The organism is Streptomyces sp. NPDC046122 (assembly GCF_056429965.1).
Genome location: NZ_JBWKLQ010000003.1, coordinates 678,767 through 695,593, shown reverse-complemented (window position 1 = coordinate 695,593; position 16,827 = coordinate 678,767). Strand labels below are relative to the sequence as shown.

12 protein-coding genes are annotated in these 16,827 nt (G+C 71.8%); 7 read left to right on the top strand and 5 right to left on the bottom strand.

Annotated elements, in window-relative coordinates:
* Positions 1-258: 258 nt before the first annotated feature.
* From AC07FK_RS12495 to AC07FK_RS12485, 3 genes are all read left to right on the top strand, one after another.
* Entirely contained in the window at positions 259-1,698 is a 1,440-nt protein-coding gene (locus tag AC07FK_RS12495) for a PucR family transcriptional regulator (protein ID WP_479104841.1), read from the top strand.
* A gap of 118 nt (positions 1,699-1,816) precedes the next feature.
* Positions 1,817-2,062, top strand: coding sequence for a DUF485 domain-containing protein (locus AC07FK_RS12490; protein WP_479104840.1), 246 nt, complete (start codon positions 1,817-1,819; stop codon positions 2,060-2,062).
* Positions 2,062-3,678, top strand: coding sequence for a sodium/solute symporter (locus AC07FK_RS12485; RefSeq protein WP_479104839.1), 1,617 nt, complete (start codon positions 2,062-2,064; stop codon positions 3,676-3,678). The genes AC07FK_RS12490 and AC07FK_RS12485 overlap by 1 nt, the downstream gene beginning before the upstream one ends.
* A gap of 45 nt (positions 3,679-3,723) precedes the next feature.
* Here AC07FK_RS12485 and AC07FK_RS12480 read toward each other — a convergent pair whose 3' ends face one another.
* The 4 genes from AC07FK_RS12480 to AC07FK_RS12465 all read right to left on the bottom strand — a co-directional run bounded on the left by AC07FK_RS12480 (position 3,724) and on the right by AC07FK_RS12465 (position 10,033).
* A complete protein-coding gene (locus tag AC07FK_RS12480) occupies positions 3,724-4,938 on the bottom strand; it encodes a cation:proton antiporter (protein WP_479104838.1) in 1,215 nt (404 codons plus the stop codon).
* A 165-nt stretch (positions 4,939-5,103) separates the two neighbouring features.
* Complete coding sequence (locus AC07FK_RS12475) at positions 5,104-6,831, bottom strand: serine/threonine-protein kinase (protein WP_479104837.1); 1,728 nt, start codon at positions 6,829-6,831, stop codon at positions 5,104-5,106.
* 140 nt (positions 6,832-6,971) lie between these two features.
* Positions 6,972-7,247, bottom strand: a complete 276-nt coding sequence (locus tag AC07FK_RS12470; protein WP_479104836.1) for a hypothetical protein — start codon at positions 7,245-7,247, stop codon at positions 6,972-6,974.
* 389 nt (positions 7,248-7,636) lie between these two features.
* A complete protein-coding gene (locus tag AC07FK_RS12465) occupies positions 7,637-10,033 on the bottom strand; it encodes an ATP-binding cassette domain-containing protein (RefSeq protein ID WP_479104835.1) in 2,397 nt (798 codons plus the stop codon).
* 205 nt (positions 10,034-10,238) lie between these two features.
* On the opposite strand from AC07FK_RS12465, the gene AC07FK_RS12460 reads away from it, so the two are divergent.
* The gene (locus AC07FK_RS12460) at positions 10,239-10,706 is read left to right on the top strand and encodes a helix-turn-helix domain-containing protein (RefSeq protein WP_479104970.1); all 468 of its coding nucleotides are present in this window, start codon (positions 10,239-10,241) and stop codon (positions 10,704-10,706) included.
* A 10-nt stretch (positions 10,707-10,716) separates the two neighbouring features.
* The gene (locus AC07FK_RS12455; RefSeq protein WP_479104834.1) at positions 10,717-11,136 is read left to right on the top strand and encodes a VOC family protein; all 420 of its coding nucleotides are present in this window, start codon (positions 10,717-10,719) and stop codon (positions 11,134-11,136) included.
* A gap of 182 nt (positions 11,137-11,318) precedes the next feature.
* On the opposite strand, the gene AC07FK_RS12450 is transcribed toward AC07FK_RS12455, so the two are convergent.
* A complete protein-coding gene (locus tag AC07FK_RS12450) occupies positions 11,319-12,335 on the bottom strand; it encodes an isopenicillin N synthase family dioxygenase (protein WP_479104833.1) in 1,017 nt (338 codons plus the stop codon).
* A 723-nt stretch (positions 12,336-13,058) separates the two neighbouring features.
* Between AC07FK_RS12450 and helR the strand changes: the two genes are divergently transcribed.
* Complete coding sequence (gene helR / locus AC07FK_RS12445; RefSeq protein ID WP_479104832.1) at positions 13,059-15,206, top strand: RNA polymerase recycling motor ATPase HelR; 2,148 nt, start codon at positions 13,059-13,061, stop codon at positions 15,204-15,206.
* A 336-nt stretch (positions 15,207-15,542) separates the two neighbouring features.
* Positions 15,543-16,823 (top strand): geranylgeranyl reductase family protein, encoded by a 1,281-nt coding sequence (locus AC07FK_RS12440; protein WP_479104831.1) that lies wholly within the window; start codon positions 15,543-15,545, stop codon positions 16,821-16,823.
* The last annotated feature ends 4 nt before the right edge of the window (positions 16,824-16,827 follow it).

Here is a 16,827-nt window from a genome sequence, read left to right as displayed (position 1 = left end):
GCCGCCGGGGACGAGCCGCGTGCCGGGCACCGGGTGACCGTACCGGCGTCGCCGCCGGATGTGGCGGAATCATCACGGTTCGGCAGCGACCTCGCCCTGAGGTAACCGACTGCTTAGCATGGTGGCTTCCCGGAGGCTGCCGCCGCCCACCCCGCTGTGGCGGCCGCCCCGGGGAGGGAACCACACCGCGCACCGCGCGGCGCACGACATGGCGACCCGCCGTGGTGTTCTCGCACGTCCCATCCGTTTGGAGGGTCCATGCACGCCAATGCTGTCCCCGGCGGCGTTCGCCCCACCGCCGCCGGCACCGGCCGCGCGAACGAACGCTTCCCCGCGCCGACCGGCACGCTCCGCTCCGACCCGCGCCGGGAGAAGACGCGCGACCACGAGGGCGCGGGCGGTCCGCGGTCCGACGGCTCTGCGGAAGCCTCCGCCGTCCAGCTGCTGGACCGCGCCTGCCGGCGCCTTCTGGGGCGCGGCTCGGAATTCACCGACGCGGTGGTGGGAAAGATCCGTGCCGAAGTGCCCTACTACAGCGACCCGGTGCTCGCTCCGCCGGACCTGCCGCGCTCGGTGAGTACCGGTGTCCGCCACGGTCTGGAGTCCGGCCGCGATCCGGACCGCTTCGTGGACGTCGAGCGGTACACCAGGGAGCTGGGCATCCGGCGAGCGGAGGAGGGCCGCCCCCTCGACGAGGTGATGCATGCCTACCGGGTGGCCGGCGCGGGCGTGTGGGGCGGCATCATCCGCGTGGTGGAGAGGGAGGGGCTCGGCGACACGCGTCAGCTGGTGCACGTGGCGGAGCTGGTGTGGAAGCACAACGACCGGGACGCGGTCCTGGTCGCCGACGCCTACCGGCAGGTCGCCCAGGGCGTCGCCAGCCGGCACGGCGAGCGCGTCCGCCTGATCCTCGCGGCGCTGCTGGAGAGCCGCGACGAGCCCGAGTTCACCCGGGACGCGGCGACGATCCTCGATCTGCCGCTCGACGGACGGTTCGCCGTCGCGGTGGTGGGGGCGACCCCTCCGTACGGCCGCGTGCCGGAGGCCGTACCCGAGGTGCGCGGCATCCGGATACTGCGCCAGGCGTCCGGACAGCGCGCCGTGCTCGTCGCCCACCTGGGCGACCGCCCCCTGGACGCGCTGGTTGCCGGCCTGGCCGCGGGCAGTGGACTGCGTATCGGCGTCAGCCCGGTGGTGCAGGGCCTGCACGGGCTCCCCCGGGCGCGTGACATGGCCGTACTGGCGCTGCGCACGTGCCGCGCCGACGGCGAGATCGCGCGTCTCGACTCCCGGCTGCCCGACGGTCTCCTGCTCTCGCGGCCCGACCTGTCCACCGCGCTGACCAGCCAGGTGCTCCAGCCGATGTACGACCTGGAACCGGCGGACCGCGAGATCCTCTTCGACACGCTGGGCATCTGGATCGACAAGGGCGGCTCCGCCGTCCAGACCGCCCGGCACATGCTCTGCCACCGCAACACCGTGCTCAACCGGCTCCGTCGCTTCGAACAGATCACGGGGCTCGCCCTGTCCCGCCCCCGCGACCTGGTGCAGCTGACCCTCGCCCTCGACGCCCTGCGCCTGCTCGGGCCGGCAGCCGCTCTCACGGGCGCCGGGGACCCGCCCCCGTCGTCCGCGGCCGGACGGCGCCCGCCCGGGGAGGAGCGCGGCCGGGTGGGCAGCGGCACAGCGACGCCGTAGCCGCCTTGGGAGCGGACAACGGCGCGGGCGCGGAGCATCGACGAGCCGGGGCGTACGTGCTCGAGTGAGCGCGCATCGGGCTCGCTCGCCCGCAGTTCCCGCACGCCAGGAGACCCTCATGGCCCAGCAGTACGCCCCCCGGCTTCGTCACCGGCCACAGCGGCACCGCCCCGGCGTGTCCTTCGCGGTGGTCAACGGAGTGACCCTGTGCGTGCATCTGCTGCTCGCCCTGTCCGCCGCCGGCTTCCTGGCCACCCGTATCTGGGGAGAGGTGAACATCGGCATGCTGGTGATCCTCGCCCAGGGCTGCCTGCTGCTGTGGACCGCCGCGCGGTACGACCGCCACGCCGACGAGGAGCGGTGATGACGACTGCCGGCCTCGCGGTCCTCGCGTCACCCGGTGCCCGGGTTCTGGACTCGGACACGCGGGGCATGGTGCTCGTCGGCTTCCTCGCGTTCATCGTGCCCATCCTGTTCATCTGTGTGCTCAGCGGCCCCTCGCGGGACCGCGTCAACGACTTCTACACAGCGGGTCGCACGCTCTCACCGCTGCGCGGCGCCCTCGTGCTGTCCGGCGTCTACCTGTCGGCGGCCACGGTGCTCGGGACGACGGGCAGCGTGGCGGTCTTCGGATACGACGGCCTGTTCACCGCCCTGTGCACGGTGCTGTCGCTCGGTGTGCTGCTCCTGCTCGCCCGCCCCCTGCGCGAACGCGGCTGCTACACCTTCGGCGACCTGTTCGCCCTCCGCGCTCCCGGGCCCGCGGTGAGGATCGCGGTCGCCGCCGTGGTGCTGAGCGCCTGCGTCCCGTACCTGGTGGTGCAGCTCTCCGGTGCGGGGGTGACCACGGCGATGCTGCTGGGACTCTCCGGACCGGGCCCGGAGCAGACCGCCACGGTGATGATCGGTCTCCTGGTCGTCTGCGCGACGGCGTTCGGCGGAATGCGCGGCATGATCACCGTGCAGATAGTCAAGACCGTGGTGCTGCTCGGCATGGCCCTGGCCGTGGCGGCAGTGGTGCTGCACCGTTTCGACTGGAGCGCCGACTCCCTCCTCCACGCGGCCGGGCAGGGCAGTGGCCGCCCCGCCGTCCACATGCGGCCGGGGCTGCGCTTCGCCGACGGCGGCACGGTCGAGGACACACTCGACCACATCGGCCTGATGATCACCATCGTGCTGGGTGTGGCGTGTCTGCCCCACGTCGCCACGCAGCTCAACACCGCCCGCGACGCGGCCACGGCACGCCGTACGGTACGTCACACCATCGGAATCGTCGGTGCGTTCTGCCTCGCCACCGCCGTACTGGGCCTCGGGGCCGGCGCACTGGTCGGAGTTCCCAAGATCCTCGCCGCGGACCCGGGCGCCACCAGCAGTCTGCTGATGCTCACCGGCGAACTCGCCGGTGGCTCCTCCGCGGGTGACGCCTGGCTCGCGGTCCTCGTCGCCTCCGCCGTCTTCCTCACCACGCTGGCGGTCGTCGCGAGCGTCACCCTCGCCGCCGCGGGGGCGGTCGCCCACGACCTCGTGACGCATGTGCTGCGCCGAGGACGCACCACCGAGGGCCGCGAGGTGGCGGCCGCCCGCATGGCGTCCGCCGGAGTCGGCGTACTGAGCATCGGGCTGGCGGTCTCGGTCCAGGGATGGAACATGGGGTTCCTGTCCGCGCTGGCCCTGGCGGTGGCGGCCTCCTGCCTGCTGCCCACCCTGGTGTACTCGCTCTTCTGGAGCGGCTACACCCGGGGCGGCCTGCTGTGGACGCTGTACGGGGGCTTGTTCTGCGCCGTCGGACTGCAGATGTCGAGCCCGATCTTCTCGGGCACACCCATCGCATTGCTCCCCCAGTGGCACCTCGACTGGTTCCCGCTCCAGACGGTCGTCCTGGTCTCGATGCCGGTCGCCTTCCTGCTCGGCGCGCTGGGCAGCCTCGCGGGCAGACGGCGAGCACCGGCGGTCACCGACCGCGCGGCGACACACGCCTGACGGTGCGGAGTCCGGCGCGGACGGCACGGAGGCGGTGACCGCGCGCTAGGTTGCCTGTCCCACGTCGGTCCGCTTCCTGCGAGCGTAGGCGCGGCCGATCGGTTCGGCGCTCAGGCCGTGCAGCACGATGCTGAGCATGACGGTCAGCACCATCACCCGGGCGATGAAATCGGCGCTGTGAGCGGGCAGCTCGACGGCCGCGAGGAGCCCGAAGACGATCGACGTCACGCCTCTCGGGCCCAGCCACCCCAGGAACAGCTTGTCGGACCGCCTCAAACCGGTCCCCGTGAGCACGAGCAGCACGGGGACCGTGCGCGCCAGGGTGACGGCGACGAGCGCGTACAGGACGATCGACAGGTGGAACCCGTCCGAGAACGCCTCGTTCACGGTCTGGCCGAACACGAACCACAGCCCGAGGCACATCAGAGCGACCAGATCGTCGGTCATCTGCACCGCGTCCGCCGGCAGGTGGCGCATGGCGGGGGCGATGCAGACGCCGGCGACGAAGGACGCGACGAAGCCGTTTCCACCGAGGGCCGACGACAGGGTGTATGCGGCCACGGGAACGGTCAGGATGCCGAGCCGCGTCGCCGCGTGCTGGGTCCAGCCGCTCGCCCACGACCGGCGCAGCAGCCACCCGGCCACGTACCCGATGACCGCCCCCGCGCCGACGGCCCAGGCCGCCGCTTCGACCGCGCCCAGCAGCGCCTCCGTGTAATCGGCGCTCCGCGTGCGGGACTCCACGGCGGCGGCCATGCACAGGAGGAACAGGGGCGAGACGATGCCGTCGTTCAGGCCCCCTTCGACGTTGAGCACGTCACGGAGCCGCGCCGGGATCCGCTTGTCCCTGACGACGGCCGTGGTGGGGGCAAGGTCCAGAGGGACGACCACCGTCGCCAGGACCGCCAGGATCCAGCCGGGCTGGTCGGGGAAGAAGGCGTACGCCGTGAGAAACGCGACGCCCAGCGTCAGCGGCAGCGCACCGCCGAGCAGGCGCGCGACGATCCCCTTCTCCCTGCGGATGACGCCCCCGGGCACCTCGGTGGCGTCGACGAAGAGCAGCAGCGCCAGCACGACTTCCACCGCGTGCTCGAAGCCGGCCGTGTCGATCTCGAAGCGCAGCGGAGGGTCCGAGCCGGCGGTCATGGCGACACCGGCCGCCATCATGGCGATCGGGGCGGTGATGCTCCAGCGCGCCAGCCGGTGCGAGAGGACGGCCCAGACGAACAGAATGCCCGCGATGACGGTGACGGCAAGCATCGCATCCTGCGCTTTCCGGCTGGGCGCCTTTCCCGATGTGCGGAGCTTAGAGCGACGCGTCGGGCGTGACGGCGGAGCGCGCCGGTGGGCAAGACATCGGATCGCTCGCAGGTGAGCGGCGCCGGCCGGTGCGACGCCCTTCGTCGTACCGGCTCCAGGCCGTGGTCAGTTCTCGGCTGCGTAGGTGTTCAGCACTGCGCCGTCGAAGTCGGCGACGAGGTATCCGGACGAGTTGTACTCGTCGGTGAGGTAGATGTTGATCGTCGGCACACTCTCGAACACCGGTCCGCGGACGACGGCGTAACGCATCGTCGGTTCGGCGATGCCGAGGTCCTGGTCGGCCTTCTGGATGAGCGCGGGCAGCTTTTCCCAGTCGACCTTGCTGACGTCGATCGGGCCTTCCTCCGTGCCGATCGCGGTGCCGCCGGGGCCTTCCTTTGCGGCGTAGCCGTTCCGGTACACGTAACGGTCGTACTTCTTCTCGCTCCCCTCGACCGGAACGTCGGCGATCGCGTACTCCTTGTAGACGGTGAGCTCGAAGAACTTCGTCGTACGGGTCTCCGCCTTGAGCGCCGCGATCGCCTTCCGCGCGCTGTCCGGTGTGAGGAGATTCTTCGTCTGCTTGGACGGCGGCAGTGACGCCTGCGCCGGCTGTTTGACGTCGTTGCGTTCCGTGGTGCCCGGAGTGTCCTTGCCGCCGGTGGCCCCCGTGGTCGAGGCGGAATTCTCCTGCGGCTTCCCGCCGAACAGACCGCTGTCCAGCGGCAGGGCGTTCAGCACCGTCCATGACGCTGTGGCCAGCAACGCAGCGGTCAGGACGGGCACGGTCCACCGCTTGCGTCCCCGCTGGGGCGAAGGGCGGAACGACGGGGTGTCGAGAACGGTGCCCCGCTGAGGCGGCGGACCGAAGCCGGCCGGCGGGGCGGACGCGGGAGCAGCGCTCGACGGCCAGGACGGCGCGGGCCGCGCACCCGGCACGTCGTGCACGGTCTCGGCTTGGGGGACGGCCGGCGGCGCGGGCCACGGCGCGGAAGCCGGGGGGACGGCGTCGGCGCCGCGTCCGGCGTCGACGAGCATCTGCTCCAGACGCGCGGCGTCGGGTCGTGCCGCGGCGTCCCGCGTGAGCACGGCGTCGAGGAACGGGGCGAGCGGCCCCGAGCGCACCGGCGGGGGTATCGGCTCGTCGAGAACCGCGACCAGCGTCGACAGGCTCGTCTCGCGCCGCAACGGGTGCCACCCCTCGAGGGCGGTGTAGAGCAGCATGCCCAGGGACCACAGGTCGGAGGCCGGGTTGCCCTCCTCGCCGCGGATGCGTTCAGGCGCGATGTACTCGGGCGAGCCGATGAGGTCGCCCGTAGCGGTCAGGCTGGTCGACTCGCGCAGTACGGCGATGCCGAAGTCCGTCAGGACGGGGGTGCCGTCGGGTCGCAGAAGCACGTTGGCGGGCTTCACGTCCCGGTGGTGGATGCCCGCGCCGTGCGCGGCCTGGAGGGCGGACAGCACGCCGCGCCCCACGGTCACCGCCTCGGAGACGCTCAACGGGCCCTGGGCCAGGCGTTCGTGCAGGGACTGCCCCGGCACCAGCTCCATGACGATCCACGGGTGAGGACCGTCGGACGCGTCCACGATGTGGTAAATGGTGACCACATGCGGATGGGCGAGCCGGGCGAGCGCCCGAGCCTCACGCAGTACGCGCTCACTGAGCATGCGCGCCCGGGCCGGGTCCGCCTCCGCCGTCGCGGGGTCCGGCGAACGTACTTCCTTCAGTGCGACTTCACGGTGCAGCACGATGTCCCGGGCCCGCCACACGGTGCCCATACCGCCGCTGCCGAGCCTGCCGAGCAGTTCGAACCGGCCGTCGATCGGCCGTCTGCCGGCCTCCTTGGTGTCCATAGCGGGTCAGCTTACGAGCAGCGCGCCCGCCACCGGAATCGCCCTTCGGGCAGGGGCCGATGCGCGGGAGTACCAGGCCGACGGCGAGGCTTTCGTGCCGTACGAACGGCCCAGTGCGCCGCGCGGTCCGGGAGCGGCGGTCAGGGTGCGTCCCCGGACCAGTCCCAGCGGCGCCGGTCGCCGGGGCGGGGGTCGTACAGGGCCCGCCCGCCGGCTCCGAACCGCCCCAGCTCCGTCTCCAGGGCGACGCCCGTGTCGATCCGGTCCGCCGCCCAGCCGGTGATGTCGAGCAGCAGACCGTCCAGCGGCCCGCCGACCAGCTCGGCGTACGCCCGTCCCGGCCGCGGGCCGCGCCGGGGGTCGTCGTGGTCCTGACCGTAGATCCGGCCGCGCAGCAACTCCTCGTCCCTGTCCATGGCCCCAGCCTCCCAGCCACCACCGACAACGGGGTTCCGGCCCGGGACGGCGGGGGCTCGGTCCAACCCGCGGATCAGCCACCGCCGGCGCGGCGGGTCACTCCGGTGCCGTCTGTACTGGGCAACTCCGGCCGGCCGACGACCCGCCCGGAAGCGGTCGGGCGGGTCGAGGCGCACGCGCCGACGCGTCTGCGCTCAGCCCGGTCGGTGTCCGCCGTGCCTCGACTCGTCCCACCGCACAGGCGCTGGGCGCCCCCGGGTGGGACGAGTCGGGACGGGCCGGGGGGAAGCCGTCCCACCGTGTCGGCGAGACGCTCGGTCAGGTGCCGCCCGGTCCGGCGCCGAGCCGGAACCGGTCCAGTGCCGAAACCGGTCAACGCCACTCCCGGTCAGGCCCCGACGTAGGCCGCGAGGTGCTCGCCGGTGAGCGTGGAGCGGGTGGCGACGAGGTCGGCGGGCGTGCCCTCGAAGACGACCCTGCCGCCGTCGTGACCGGCGCCCGGGCCGAGGTCGATGATCCAGTCGGCGTGCGCCATGACCGCCTGGTGGTGCTCCACGACGATCACGGACTTTCCGGAGTCGACCAACCGGTCGAGCAGACCCAGCAGTTGCTGGACATCGGCCAGGTGCAGGCCGGTGGTCGGCTCGTCGAGGACGTAGACGCCGCCCTTGTCGCCCATGTGGGTCGCCAGCTTGAGCCGCTGCCGCTCGCCGCCGGACAGGGTGGTCAGCGGCTGGCCGAGGGTGAGGTAGCCGAGGCCGACGTCGGCGAGCCGGTCGAGGATCCTGTGCGCGGCCGGTGTGCGCGCCTCGCCCGCGGCGAAGAACTCCTCCGCCTCGGTCACCGACATCGCCAGCACCTCACTGATGTCACGGCCGCCGAGACGGTACTCCAGCACCGACGCCTGGAACCGCTTGCCCTCGCACTCCTCGCACGGGATCGCCACTCCGGCCATCATCGCCAGGTCGGTGTAGATGACGCCGGCCCCGTTGCAGTTGGGGCAGGCGCCCTCGGAGTTGGCGCTGAAGAGCGCCGGCTTCACCCCGTTGGCCTTGGCGAACGCCTTGCGGATCGGGTCCAGCAGACCCGTGTACGTGGCCGGGTTCGAGCGGCGCGAACCGCGGATGGGGGCCTGGTCGACCGACACCACGCCCTCGCCCGCGGGAATCGACCCGTGGACGAGCGAGCTCTTGCCGGAGCCCGCCACACCGGTGACCACGCACAGCACCCCGAGCGGGATGTCGACGTCGACGGCGCGCAGGTTGTGCGCCGACGCGCCACGGATCTCCAGCGCGCCGGTGGACTCGCGCACGGTCTCCTTGAGGGACGCCCGGTCGTCCAGATGGCGGCCGGTGACCGTGTCGCTGGCCCGCAGCCCCTCGACGGTCCCCTCGAAGCAGACGGTGCCGCCTCCCGTTCCCGCCCCGGGACCGAGGTCGACGAGATGGTCGGCGATCGCGATCGTCTCCGGCTTGTGCTCCACGACGAGCACCGTGTTGCCCTTGTCCCGCAGGCGCAGCAGCAGGTTGTTCATCCGCTGGATGTCGTGCGGGTGCAGGCCGATCGTGGGCTCGTCGAAGACGTACGTGACATCGGTGAGCGAGGAGCCGAGGTGGCGGATCATCTTGACCCGCTGCGCCTCGCCGCCGGACAGCGTGCCCGAGGCCCGGTCCAGCGAGAGGTAGCCGAGGCCGATCTCCACGAACGAGTCGAGGGTGTGCTGGAGCGCGGTGAGCAGCGGCGCCACCGACGCATCCGCGAGGCCGCGCACCCATTCGGCCAGGTCGCTGATCTGCATCGCGCAGGCGTCGCCGATGCTGATCTTGTTGATCTTCGACGACCGTGCGGCCTCGCTGAGCCGCGTGCCGTCGCACTCGGGGCAGGTGGTGAAGGTGACGGCCCGCTCCACGAACGCACGGATGTGCGGCTGCATCGCCTCCTTGTCCTTGGAGAGGAACGACTTCTGGATCTTGGGAATCAGCCCTTCGTAGGTGAGGTTGACGCCGTTGACCTTCACCTTGGTCGGCTCGCGGTAGAGGAAGTCCTGCATCTCCTTCTTGGTGTACTCACGGATCGGCTTGTCCGGGTCGAGGAATCCCGACTCGGCGTAGATCCCGACGGTCCACACGTTGTCCGACTTCCAGCCCGGGATGGTGAAGGCTCCCTCCGCGATCGACTTGGAGTCGTCGTAGAGCTGCGTGAGGTCGATGTCGGAGACGGCGCCCCGGCCCTCGCAACGGGTGCACATGCCACCGGTGCGGCTGAAGGTGACCTTCTCCGTCTTGGTCTTGTCGGCGCCGCGCTCGACTCTGAACCCACCGCTCGCCGTGACCGAGGCGACGTTGAAGGAGTACGCGCCGGGCGGGCCGATGTGCGGCTTCCCGAGCCGGCTGAAGAGGATGCGCAGCATCGCGTTGGCGTCGGTGGCGGTGCCGACCGTGGAACGGGGGTCGCCGCCCATGCGCTGCTGGTCGACGATGATCGCGGTCGTCAGTCCCTCGAGTACGTCGACCTCGGGCCGGGCCAGCGTCGGCATGAAACCCTGCACGAACGCGCTGTACGTCTCGTTGATCAGGCGCTGCGACTCCGCGGCGATCGTGTCGAACACCAGCGAGCTCTTGCCCGAGCCCGAGACGCCGGTGAACACCGTCAGGCGGCGCTTCGGGATCTCGATGCTGACGTCCTTGAGGTTGTTCTCGCGCGCGCCGTGCACACGGATCAGACCATGGCTGTCGGCGACATGCGGCGCAGCCGACCGCGCGTCCGTCCTCGTGACCCTGCTCATCGCGTCTCCATCCGTTACGGGCCGCCTTCGCGCTTTCCGTCGGCGTCGCCTGACTTCGATCTACGAGAGCAGTATCTCTGGTTCACTTTCGCCGCGGCGGCCGCTGCCACGGTCCGGCGCCTGCCTCGCCGGCGGTGTCGTACGGCGTGTCGCGCCCGCCGGCCGACGGGACATGGCCGGACGGACGGGCGTCCGCCGCCGTGCGATGCTGGTGGGCGTGACGCTTGAGGACCTCGTACGACTGCGGCGCGCACGGGACGCGATGGACCGCGACTACGCCGAGCCGCTGGACGTCGCGGCGCTGGCCAAGGTCGCCCTCATGTCGCCCGGGCACTTCTCCCGCAGCTTCCGCGCCGCCTTCGGTGAGACGCCGTACGGCTACCTGATGACGCGCCGTGTCGAGCGTGCCAAGGCGCTGCTGCGGCGGGGAGACCTGAGTGTGACGGAGGTCTGCTTCGCCGTCGGATGCACCTCACTGGGTTCGTTCAGCTCCCGCTTCACCGAGCTGGTCGGCGAGAGCCCGAGCGCGTACCGGGCCCGCCGCCACGACGAGGGCGCCGCGATCCCGGCGTGCGTGGCCAAGGTCCTCACGCGACCGCTGAGGAACGGCGAACCGGTCGGGAAGGCCCAACCGGTCAGGATCGGAGAAGCGGAACCCGGCGCCGCCTCGTAGCGTCGAAGGCATGAACATCAACCTCGCTCAGTGCTTCATCGCAGTCGACGACCATGACAAGGCGCTGGCCTTCTACCGCGACGTCCTCGGCCTGGAGGTGCGCAACGACGTCGGGTTCGAGGGCATGCGCTGGGTGACCGTCGGGTCGCCCTCGCAACCGGACGTGGAGATCGTCCTCGAACCGCCGGCCGCCGACCCCAACGCCTCGCCGGCCGACCGGCAGGCGATGACGGAACTCCTGGCCAAGGGCATGCTGCGCGGCGTGATCTTCTCCACCGACGACTGCGACGCCACCTTCGAACAGATCCGGGCCGCCGGCGGCGAAGTCCTCCAGGAGCCGATCGACCAGCCGTACGGCGTCCGCGACTGCGCCTTCCGCGACCCGGCCGGCAACATGCTCCGCTTCACCCAGCCCCGCGCCCCCCGCTAGGGAGGGCACTCGCGCCCGCTGCGGCCGGGCGTCAGCGGGCGCGAGAAAGGCCGGGGTGAACGCGACGGCCCCCAGAGCGGCCCCCGCGACAGCGGTCCACAGACGGCCGACGCCGTGCACGGCGTAGTGGACGCCCGCCACACCCAAGGTGACGGCGAGGGCCCCGCCGCCCCTGACTCCCGTCAGCCGGTGATCAGTCTCGGGTGGTGGCGGCGGGCGACCTCGGGGTGGGCCCGTACCCAGCCCTTGAGTTCGTTGCGGCCGTACTCCGCGTGCAGCGGATTGGCGAGGTCGTGGGCGAGGCCCGGGGCCTTGCCCAGGTAGGGGCCCGGGACGGTGCCGACGACCGTGTCGAGGCGCGGGTTGTAGAAGAAGGGCACGGAGAAGCGCTCCACCGCCCCCGGCGGGCTGACCACCCGGTGGTCGGTGGCCGACAGGTAGCCGTCCGTCGCGATCTCCAGCAGTTCACCGAGGTTGACCACGAACGCGCCCGGCAGTGGCGGCACTTCGACGAAGCCGTCGTCGGAACGGACCTGCAGTCCGCCCACGCCGTCCTGGAGCAGCAGCGTCAGGAACCCGTAGTCCTTGTGCGCACCCACCCCCTGGCCACCGCCGGAAGGCGCCGATCCCGGGTAACGGATCAGTTTGGTGTGCAGATGCGGGCGGTCGGCGAACGCCTCGTCGAAGAAGTCCCCCGGCGCTCCGATGGACAGCAGCAGTTCGCGCAGCAGCCGGTGGGCAACCGCCGCCAGCCGCTCCTGCCAGGCCAGCACCACCGTACGGAGTTGCGGCAGCGCGGCGGGCCACTGGTTGGGGCCCTCCAGCCAGAGGTACGGCGGGTCGTCGGGGCCGATGGCGGGTGCGAGCCGTTCGGCGCCCACGTCGAGCTGGTCGCGCCAGTCGGAACGGCCTCCGGTGAGCTCGTGCCCGACGCGGGTGTAACCGCGGAAGTGCGGCGAGCGCACGTTGCTGACGGCCAGCCTGTCGGCCTCCGGCAGTGCGAAGAACTCCCTGGTGACGCGCAGGATTTCGGCGGTCTCACCGGCGCTGACGCCGTGGCCGGTCAGATGGAGGAAACCGACGTCGCGCGCTGCGGCGTGCAGTTCCTTGTGGAACGCCTCCCGGGCCACGGGATCGTCGGCCGTGGACAGATCTATGACCGGCAGCGAGCCGGCGGAAAGGGGCGACATGCGCGACATGATGGTGTTCCGTCTCTGCTGAAGCGAGGCCCTGCTCCCGGAGATGGCGGGATCGCGGGGGTACGGAAAGCCGTCGGCAGGGGTGTGCCCGAGTACCGCGTGTCCGCGACAGGACCGGTGGAAAGGGGGAGGTCAGTCCTGGGGCAGACAGCTCATGGTCGTGACGCGCACGTAGTCCACGTGTCGGCGCATCACGAGAAGAGTCACCGGGCCAGGGTAACCCGCGGCCCTGTCGCGCTCACGCGGAACTCGCCCCGGCCGACGGCGGTGCGCTGCGGCGTCGGCCGCACCAGGGGTTCCACCCGGGCCGCTGCCCGCCCGTGCGACGTGGCACCGTACGCGGCGCGGCTCCGCCGCGGAGGGTGTCCTGTCACGGGACGAGAAGTCACGGGACGAAAAAAGGCAAGGAGTACACCGCTCCTTGCCACTCTCAACTTATAACCCACCAGGGGGCTTGCCGCAAGGCCCCGGTGATGCCGCAGAATCGTCCGCCGTAGCCCGAATCCAACGGAAGTGAGCGTCGCGAAACTGCCTGAATCACGCGAGACCTTCGCACCGGAAGCAGACCACGAGAACGGACGAAGGCCGGCGCCCGAGCCGACGACGGCCACCGGATCCACGGCAGGGCGGAGCCTCGCCCGTCCCGCCCACCCGGCCCGCCACCCGGCCCGGACGCCCCGCCGCGCGCCCCAGTCGCATGCGGCACCAGATCGGAGTTACGGAGTGCATCCCCTGACCACCAGCGCGTTCGACCTTCCCGACCGCCTCTCCCCCAAGGCCGACCCGGCCCTGATCGCAGGCGACGAGCAGCACTTCGCGGCCGTCGCGGAGTGCCTGGAGCAGTCGATCGCCGAGGTGTCCGACCGCTTGGACGCCGAGCGCAAGGCGCCCGGGGGCTCGGGCCGGCAGGCGATGGACCGGGACCTCGAGGTCCACCGGCTGACCGCTCGGCTGCGCGCACTGCGTCGCTTCGGGCTGGACCTGTGCCTCGGGCACATGGTCCTGGCGGACGACCCCGAGCCCGTGTACGTCGGACGGCTCGGCCTCACGGACAGTACGGGCCGCCGGCTGCTGCTCGACTGGCGCTCCCCCGCGGCTGAGCCGTTCTTCGGAGCCACCCACGCCAATCCCATGGGGCTGGCGAGCCGCCGCAGGTACCGCTGGACCCGCGGGCGGATCAGCGACTACTGGGACGAGGTGTTCACCTCGGACGGCTTCGCCGGGCACGCCGCGCTCGACGACCAGTCCGCCTTCATCGCCAGCCTGGGCTCCAACCGGTCGCCGCGGATGCGGGACGTGCTGGGCACCATCCAGGCCGACCAGGACGCCATCATCCGCGCGGGATCGCGCGGCGCCCTCGTCGTCGACGGCGGTCCGGGTACGGGGAAGACCGTCGTGGCTCTGCACCGCTCCGCCTACCTCCTGTACTCCGACCCCCGCCTCGGTCACCGCCGGGGCGGCGTGCTGTTCGTCGGTCCGCACCAGCCGTACTTGGGTTACGTCGCCGACGTACTGCCCAGCCTCGGGGAGGAGGGCGTGCAGACCTGCACCCTGCGGGACCTCGTCGCCGAGGGCGCCTCGGCAGGAGTCGAGGCCGACCCGGTCGTGGCACGTCTGAAGGCGTCCGCGAAGCTGGTGACGGCGATCGAGACGGCCGTCAGGTTCTACGAGGAGCCGCCCGCCAAGGGCATGACCGTGACGACCCACTGGTCCGACATCCGGCTGAGCGCCGACGACTGGGCCGTGGCGTTCGAAGCGGCGGAACCCGGCACTCCGCACAACGACGCACGCGAACAGGTCTGGGAGGAACTTCTCACGATCCTCGTGGACAAGCACGACGGGGACGCCTCGCCGGCACTTCTCCGCAAGTCGCTGCTGCAGAACAGGGAACTGCTCGCGGCCTTCGACCGCGCGTGGCCGCTGCTCGAAGCGGCCGATCTCGTGGGCGACCTGTGGTCGGTCCCCGCCTACCTGCGCAAGTGCGCTCCCTGGCTCGGCCCCGACGACGTGCGGCGGCTGCGGCGCGAGGACGCCCAGGCGTGGACGGTGTCCGACCTGCCGCTCCTGGACGCGGCGCGGCAGCGACTCGGCGACCCCGAGGCGTCACGGCGTGAGCGGCGGCGCACGGCCGCTCTCGCCGCCGAGCGGGAGCACATGACCAAGGTCGTCGACGCCCTGCTCGAAGCCGATGACGACGGCGAGGGGGTCCTGACGATGCTGCACGGCCAGGATATGCAGGACAGCCTCGTGGACCAGACCGCTGCGCGCGGCGCCGAACCGGACGTGCTCGCCGGGCCGTTCGCGCACATCGTCGTGGACGAGGCGCAGGAACTGACCGACGCGGAGTGGCAGATGCTGCTGCTGCGCTGCCCGTCCCGGAGCTTCACCATCGTCGGGGACCGCGCCCAGGCCAGGCACGGATTCACGGAGTCGTGGGAGGAGCGGCTCGGGCGGGTGGGCTTCGACCGGATCACTCTGGCCTCCCTCGGCATCAACTACCGGACGCCGGAGGAGATCATGGCGGAGGCGGCACCGGTCATCCGTGCCGAACTGCCGGACGCCAACGTGCCGGCCTCCATCCGCGCCAGCGGCATCCCGGTCGTGCACGGCTCCGCCGCTGATCTGCACCGGATCCTGGACGCCTGGCTCGCCGCCCATGCCGACGGGACCGCCTGCGTCATCGGCGATCCCACGTTCCGGGCGACGTCCCGCGTCCGGTCGCTGACCCCCGAGCTGTCGAAGGGGCTCGAATTCGACCTGGTCGTCCTCGTGGACCCGGAGGCGTTCGGCACGGGCGTCGAAGGTGCGGTCGACCGCTACGTCGCCATGACCCGGGCGACCCGGCAACTGGTCGTCCTCACGAACTCCTGACGCCGGCGGGCGAAGTCCGTGAGGCGTCCGGGGCGGGGCGGTGGGCGGCGGAGAAGCTGCCCCCGCCCCACGGGCCCCTTCTGCGCCGGGGGCACGCGCCGGTGCGCGGGGCGGCGGATCTCGTGCAGCTGGGCAAACAGCTCGCTCGCGTCGGCAGGGCGGCGGACGCCCGGGAAGCCCTGGCCCAAGCGCCGCCGGTGCGGAACGGAGGCGTCGAACGGCTCCCCGGCGCTCGTACCCCTCACGGACCAACGGGGTGTCGACCCGTCGTCGGACGGGGTAGTGAACCCTTCTCCGCCGGTCAACGGCACGTGGACGAGCGAAAAGGGAACGCCCATGACGGCTCTGCAGGTGCGGGACGCGGCCGACGTCGTCGTGGTGGGAGCGGGGCCGGCGGGGTCCGCCGCCGCGTACTACCTCGCGCAGACGGGACTGGACGTCCTGCTGCTGGAGAAGGCGACCTTTCCCCGCGACAAGACGTGCGGTGACGGCCTCACCCCGCGGGCCGTCAAAGAGCTCGTCGCCATGGGCATCGACGTCAGCCGCCGGCAGCCCGGCTGGGTGCGTACGAAGGGGTTGCGCGCCTACGGCGGCGGGGTCCGGGTCGAGATTCCGTGGCCGGAGCTGGCGAGCTTTCCCGATTTCGGCCTGGTGCGCACGCGGAAGGACCTCGATCACTTGCTGGCGCTGCGGGCGGCCTCGGTCGGCGTCCGCCTCCAGGAGGGCACCAAGGTCACCGGCCCCGTACTGGACGAGCGCACGGGCCGGATCCGCGGTGTGGTCGCGCAGTGCGGTGACCGCCCGTACGAGGTCGACGCCCGGGTCGTCGTCGCCGCCGACGGCGCTTCCAGCCGGATGGCGGTGGCCATGGGCCTGCCGCAGCGCAAGGACCGCCCCGTGGGAGTGGCCGTGCGCCGCTACTACACCACTCCCCGCCACGACGACGACTACCTGGAGGCATGGGTGGATCTGTGGGCCCCGGACGCGCGGGGGCGCCGTCAGATGCTTCCCGGTTACGGATGGATCTTTCCCCTGGGCGACGGCACTGCGAACGTCGGTGTCGGCACGTTCGGCGTGGACCTGCCCTTCGACGTCGACTACCGCGCTCTGCTCAGGGACTGGACGGCCCGCCTGCCGCAGGACTGGCGCATCGGCGAGGAACACGCGGCCGGCCCCGTCCGGGGCGCCGCGCTGCCGGCGGGTCTCACGCGCCCCGCGCAGTACACCCGGGGCATGCTGCTGACCGGCGACGCCGGTGGGACGATCAACCCGCTGAGCGGGGACGGCATCGACTACGCCATGGAATCGGGGCGCCTCGCCGCGGACGTCATCGCCCAGGCACTGGCCCGGCCCACCGCCGCGCAGCGCGAACGTGCCCTCGGGACCTACTCGCGTGTGCTGCAGGGCGCGGTGGGCAGTTACTTCACCCTGGGGCGGTTCATCGTGCACGCCCTCGGCAATCCGCACATCATGCGGTTCATCGCCAAGAACAGCCTGCCCAATCCGACCGTGCGGCGGCTCATGTTCAAACTCTGGGCCAACCTCGCCGACCCCCACGGCAAGGACTCCCTGGACCGGGTCATCAGTGTCCTGCTGAAGGCGACCCCCGCCGGCTGAGCGG

What these genes read in the sequence shown, in the direction of transcription:
- AC07FK_RS12465 (WP_479104835.1), bottom strand. Translation starts at nt 10,033, where the DNA reads ATGAGCAGGGTCACGAGGACGGACGCGCGGTCGGCTGCGCCGCATGTC.
- AC07FK_RS12470 (WP_479104836.1), bottom strand. Translation starts at nt 7,247, where the DNA reads ATGGACAGGGACGAGGAGTTGCTGCGCGGCCGGATCTACGGTCAGGAC.
- AC07FK_RS12490 (WP_479104840.1), top strand. Translation starts at nt 1,817, where the DNA reads ATGGCCCAGCAGTACGCCCCCCGGCTTCGTCACCGGCCACAGCGGCAC.
- AC07FK_RS12495 (WP_479104841.1), top strand. Translation starts at nt 259, where the DNA reads ATGCACGCCAATGCTGTCCCCGGCGGCGTTCGCCCCACCGCCGCCGGC.
- AC07FK_RS12450 (WP_479104833.1), bottom strand. Translation starts at nt 12,335, where the DNA reads ATGTCGCGCATGTCGCCCCTTTCCGCCGGCTCGCTGCCGGTCATAGAT.
- AC07FK_RS12480 (WP_479104838.1), bottom strand. Translation starts at nt 4,938, where the DNA reads ATGCTTGCCGTCACCGTCATCGCGGGCATTCTGTTCGTCTGGGCCGTC.
- AC07FK_RS12440 (WP_479104831.1), top strand. Translation starts at nt 15,543, where the DNA reads ATGACGGCTCTGCAGGTGCGGGACGCGGCCGACGTCGTCGTGGTGGGA.
- AC07FK_RS12455 (WP_479104834.1), top strand. Translation starts at nt 10,717, where the DNA reads ATGAACATCAACCTCGCTCAGTGCTTCATCGCAGTCGACGACCATGAC.
- AC07FK_RS12475 (WP_479104837.1), bottom strand. Translation starts at nt 6,831, where the DNA reads ATGGACACCAAGGAGGCCGGCAGACGGCCGATCGACGGCCGGTTCGAA.
- AC07FK_RS12485 (WP_479104839.1), top strand. Translation starts at nt 2,062, where the DNA reads ATGACGACTGCCGGCCTCGCGGTCCTCGCGTCACCCGGTGCCCGGGTT.
- AC07FK_RS12460 (WP_479104970.1), top strand. Translation starts at nt 10,239, where the DNA reads ATGCTGGTGGGCGTGACGCTTGAGGACCTCGTACGACTGCGGCGCGCA.